6 protein-coding genes are annotated in these 4,671 nt (G+C 63.0%); 2 read left to right on the top strand and 4 right to left on the bottom strand.

Features of this window, described 5'->3' with window-relative positions; translation table 11 throughout:
- The coding region (locus tag V7080_RS14340) for a polysaccharide deacetylase family protein (protein ID WP_334189074.1) at nt 1–986 on the top strand (986 nt) is incomplete at its 5' end.
- Between the two features lie 178 nt (nt 987–1,164).
- Here V7080_RS14340 and V7080_RS14335 read toward each other — a convergent pair.
- Nucleotides 1,165–1,647 (bottom strand): septal ring lytic transglycosylase RlpA family protein, encoded by a 483-nt coding sequence (locus tag V7080_RS14335; RefSeq protein WP_334189073.1) that lies wholly within the window; start codon nt 1,645–1,647, stop codon nt 1,165–1,167.
- A 248-nt stretch (nt 1,648–1,895) separates the two neighbouring features.
- Here V7080_RS14335 and V7080_RS14330 point away from each other — a divergent pair, with 248 nt between their 5' ends.
- Complete coding sequence (locus tag V7080_RS14330; protein ID WP_334189072.1) at nt 1,896–2,267, top strand: hypothetical protein; 372 nt, start codon at nt 1,896–1,898, stop codon at nt 2,265–2,267.
- A gap of 54 nt (nt 2,268–2,321) precedes the next feature.
- On the opposite strand, the gene phnE is transcribed toward V7080_RS14330, so the two are convergent.
- The 3 genes from phnE to V7080_RS14315 form a co-directional block, all read right to left on the bottom strand.
- Nucleotides 2,322–3,116: a phosphonate ABC transporter, permease protein PhnE gene (gene phnE, locus V7080_RS14325; RefSeq protein WP_334189071.1), complete on the bottom strand. Its 795-nt coding sequence runs from the start codon at nt 3,114–3,116 to the stop codon at nt 2,322–2,324.
- Nucleotides 3,113–3,946, bottom strand: a complete 834-nt coding sequence (locus V7080_RS14320; RefSeq protein WP_334189070.1) for a PhnE/PtxC family ABC transporter permease — start codon at nt 3,944–3,946, stop codon at nt 3,113–3,115. The genes phnE and V7080_RS14320 overlap by 4 nt, the downstream gene beginning before the upstream one ends.
- A gap of 102 nt (nt 3,947–4,048) precedes the next feature.
- The coding region (locus V7080_RS14315; RefSeq protein ID WP_334189069.1) for a phosphonate ABC transporter ATP-binding protein at nt 4,049–4,671 on the bottom strand (623 nt) is incomplete at its 5' end.

Raw genomic sequence — 4,671 nt, 5'->3', positions numbered from 1 at the left:
CGCCCACACCAACCGGTGACTGCCGCGCCATCATCGATCGCTGCTTCGACCTCACCAGTCCGCAAGTGACGAAGTACAAGGATGGGAAGCAGGCCGCAGCGTCCTATACCTTCGACGACGGCTACAGCTCAAGTACAAGGATCGCCACCATTTTCGAGAACAGGGGTTTGCGCGCCACGTTTTATCTCATCGCCGGCGAGGTTGCGGATGCGGATTGGACATTCTGGCGCGGACTCGCCGCCAAGGGACATGAGATCGGGAATCATTCGATGACGCACCGGATTGTCATGAACGATCCGAACCTGACCTATCAGGTGCTGGATACGGAGATCAACGCATCCCAGCGCCTGATCGAACAGAGAATCGGGCGGAAACCGCTCACCTTCGCCTTTCCGTGGCACCAATATAGCGATCGCGCACTCGCGCTCGCCATGCAGAACCACTTTTCCGTGCGCAAGATCGATATCAACGAGAGCTCTTACCGCTTTGCCTACTTCGACCAGGAGCACGGCAGGACACAGGCCGAGTCGCTGCAATTGGTCAACCGCCAGCTCGCCGAGGCAGTCAATCTCGGCGGATGGTTCGTTGGAGGCGGCCATGGCGTCGACGGCGATGGCTGGAGTCCGGTAACGTCGCAGTTCCTGATCGATCACCTGACGTACGCACAGACGTTCTCATCGAGGCTTTGGACCGACACCTATGCCAACGTGGCAAGATACCGCCAATGCCGTGCCCAGGCGAGGCCCGTCATCACGACGGCATCATCCAGCCAGGCAACCGTGCGGTTGAGCGGCAACTTCAATCCCGCTGTCTGCACCGAGCCGCTGACGATCGCGATGCCGGTCAGGGAAGCGCTCAGGGGGCAGGTCACTGCACGGAACATGGCGGGCGCCGCGGTACCGGTCGCGATCGTCAATGGCATGTTGCTGTTCGATGCCCGTCCTGGTTCCGATGTGACGCTCCAGGTGACGGCTGCGGCTCGCTGACACGGGGCAGAGTCCCGCACGGCGTTTGGGAGCGGCGGCGCGGGACACACCGTCGTGCAGGTACTGCTGCGGCACAAGCCAGCACTGCGTTGGTCCTTCCCCCTGCAAGGGGAGGGAACCCAGCGGTCGGTTCCTGATGCAGTCGTCTCCGGCACGTTGCCGGCTCGCGGTTCCGGTTTCAGTTCCCGCTGGACTGGGCGGTCGTCGATCCCGGAAGCTCGATCGGCGTCACCGCCACCGGCGCTACGCCGTCCTGCTTCATGTCGAGCTGCTCGGCGGTCTTCGGCGTCAGGTCGACGATCCGGCCATCGATGTAGGGGCCGCGGTCACGGATCTCCACGACCGCGCTCTTGCCATTGTCCAGGTTCGTCACCTTGGCCTTGGTGCCGATCGGCAATGTCCTGCTGGCTGCGATATTCGATTCCGGATTCATCGGCGTCCCGTCGGCCATCTTCCTTCCGAAAAATTCCTTGCCGTAATAGGAGGCTTCACCATGCCGGGTCTTGCCGGAACGGTCGAGTTCCGGATTCTTGATGACTTTCAGTCTTTTGGGGCGTTTCTTGTCGTCTTCCTTGGTACTGTCTTCCGACTGGGCCATTGCGGGAGTGCTGATCAATGCGGCAAGCAGGGCCGCCAGACTTATTCGCGTTTTCGAGTCCATTGCATTCTCCGGTTGTCGCAATCAGGCTGATTGCGTTGCACTGTGTCTTGCGGTGGATGCCGTAGCTCAAGGCTGAAAAAATTCCTTCCTGCATTGCATGGGAGGCTGCCTTGCAAAACCGGCAAAGATTCGATGCGCATCAATGCAAAAAAGTTCGTACCGGGGAAGTTGCATGCCTGCAGGTAACGCAGGTTGCGGCAAACGCGTATAGTGATTGCCGGTCTAAAAACGGCGGAATGGAGATGGCGATGAAGGAAATCGATGCCCAGATGGTGTTGAAACTGCACAAGATTTCTGGTGAACCGGTTGCCAATTGCAACTATTTACTGACACAGACGAACGGCGATTACGAACTTGCCCTGACGATCCTGAATCGCATTCTTGCCCAGCGCAAGGCCGGCGAGGGAGCAGAGCCGAACGCAGGCGCCGAACCGGCCGCGCAGGATGGCACGGCGACGATCGATGCGGCGCAGGCGGCACCGGGCGGACAGTCGGCGATCGAGGCGCTCGAGAATCGTGTCCTTCAACTGGAACTGCGGCTCGCGCAATTGACGGATACGCTGGTCGTTGTCAGCGATAAGCTGAGCCAATTGCTCGACAAGGTGTCGGGCGACGAATAGCACGCACGCAGCGGTCACGGACGTAGCGACCCACGCCGCCGCAGCGCCGTGTCGTTACCGCGTCATCATGCGGCGCAATGCAAAGCTGAGCCCATCCACCAGCGCCACCAGGGCCAGCATGGCCAGGATCACCGTCGCCGCCTGGTGCATCTGGAACAGCGAGAGGTGATACTTCAGCATCTGTCCCAGGCCGCCCGCGCCGACCATCCCGAGAATCGCCGCCGCCCGGATATTGTTTTCCCATCGATACAAGGTGTAGGACATCATCTGCGGCACGGTTTGCGGCAGGGTCGCGTACAGGAATGCCGCAAGCGCGCCTGCGCCATTGATGCGCAGACTCGCTTCAGGAAGCGGCGAACTGTTTTCCAGTGCGTCCGCAAACAGCCGTCCGAGCACGCCGGTGGTATGAAAGGCAAGCGCCAGCGTGCCGGCGAAGGGCCCGAGGCCGGCGGCAACCAGGATGATGGCCGCCCACACCAGCTCCGGGATCGAGCGCGACACATTCAATATCATCCGCGTGCAGGCGCGCGCCGGCCGGCCGAGACGGCCCGCCGCCGGCAGTGCAAGCGCGATGCCGGCGATCGCGGCGAGCAGAGTGCCGAGCGCAGACATCGCGATGGTCTCGGCGGCGCCGGTCAGTACCTTGCGCATGAACGCGGGCGACACATCCGGCGGCATGAAGCCACGCAGGAACTCGGCGGTCGTCTGCATCGCGCTGTCGGAGAAGAATTCCCGCCATTGCAGCGACAAACTGCCGAAGCTGGCGATCACCAGCGCCGCCATCCCGAGCAGCAGCAAGCGGGTGGCCATACTTCGGCGGGGCGCCGCCGGCATTCGATGCATGCTCATGCCAGCCTCCCGCGCAGCACTTTGCTGACGCCGTCCGCACAGGCGACCAGCAGCACGAAAATGATGAGCATGGTCGCAACCTCGCCGCCGGCCAGCATCTTCATCGATTCATCCATCCGCTGCCCGAGACCGCCGGCGCCGACGAAGCCCATCACGACCGAGCCGCGAATCGCGCATTCCCAGCGATAGACGGTATATGACACCAGTTCCGATGCCGACACAGGCAGGGCGCCGTAGCAGAGCGCCGCGAGACGGCCGCTGCCGTTCTTCAGCAATGCGTCGGTCGCATGTCCGTCGGATGATTCGAGTATTTCCGCATACACCTTGCCAAGCATGCCGCAATAGGTGAGCGCGATCGCGGCCACGCCGGCAGTCGGGCCGAGTCCGGCAATGCGAACGAACAACAGCGCCCACACCAGTTCCGGCACGCTGCGCAACAGGATCAGAAGCCATCGCACCATGCGCCGCAAATTGCTGCCGAACCAGCCCATGCGACCGGTGCCGAGACGGGACACCGAGAGCCGCTCGTTGGCCAGGATGGAAAGCGGTACTGCACCCAGCAGCGCCAGCGTCATGCCGGCGGTGGCGATCGCAATCGTCTGCCACGTCGCTTCCAGCATCAGCAGCAGGAACTCCGGCGAATGCGCCGGGGGCAGGAATGCGGAAAGGAAGCGGCCGGTGGCATTCAGGCTCTGCCGGTCAAACAGCATCCAGGGCTTGAATTCGCTCCACACCAGCAGTGGCCATAGCACGATGAGCGCCACTGCCGCCAGGGTGACGCGGCCGCGCCAGGCTGGGTCGGGATGATGGGGATTCAGCGTGGAGGACATGGATATCGGTAAAACATGAAGGGCTGCTCTTGCCGGATCAGGGAAAAACGTTACTCGGGCGAGGAACCTGGTTGCGCTTTGGCTGGTTTCGTATGCTTCTCTTTAAAAACACCCGGCAATCGATGAGGGCGCAACGGAGACCGCCGTCCGTTCCGGCGAGGCATCCGCATTCCGGTACAGCGCCTCCACCACCGCGTCCGTCGCCGCCTCGCGCGGCAGGTCGAACGTCACGCGGCCGTTGCGCAGACCGATGATGCGGGGAAAATGCGCCAGGGCCAGTTCGATCTGGTGCAGGCTGCATACCAGGGTTGCGCCGCGCGTGCCCGCTTCCTGTCGCAAGGTGCCGAGCGTTTGCGCGGCCAGCGCCGGGTCAAGAGCAGACAACGGCTCATCCACCAGGAAAGCTTCCGCCCCGGATACCAGCAGCCGCGCCAGGCTGCAGCGCTGGCGCTCGCCGCCCGACAGGCGGTCAACCCGTTCATACAGTTTGTCCTGCAGGTTGAACCGTGCCAGCGCATCAAATGCCGCCCCGGCGTCCGCGGGACGAACCAGCGAGGACAGCGCTTGCCAGAGACTCCATTGCGGCAGGCGGCCGGCAAGCACCGCCGTGACCACGCGCTGGCGCGGCGGCAGCGGCGGCGTCTGCGGCGCGAGGAAAAGGCGGGCGCGCATCGCATGCCGTTGCCGTTCACCGAGCGCCCAGGGGTCCTGGTCGAAGACGGTGA

Origin of the sequence: Noviherbaspirillum sp., from assembly GCF_036846085.1 — a bacterium.
In the GTDB taxonomy this organism is placed as follows: domain Bacteria; phylum Pseudomonadota; class Gammaproteobacteria; order Burkholderiales; family Burkholderiaceae_D; genus Noviherbaspirillum.
Note: the sequence above shows the minus strand (reverse complement) of the source record. Positions and strands in the feature narration are given on the sequence as shown.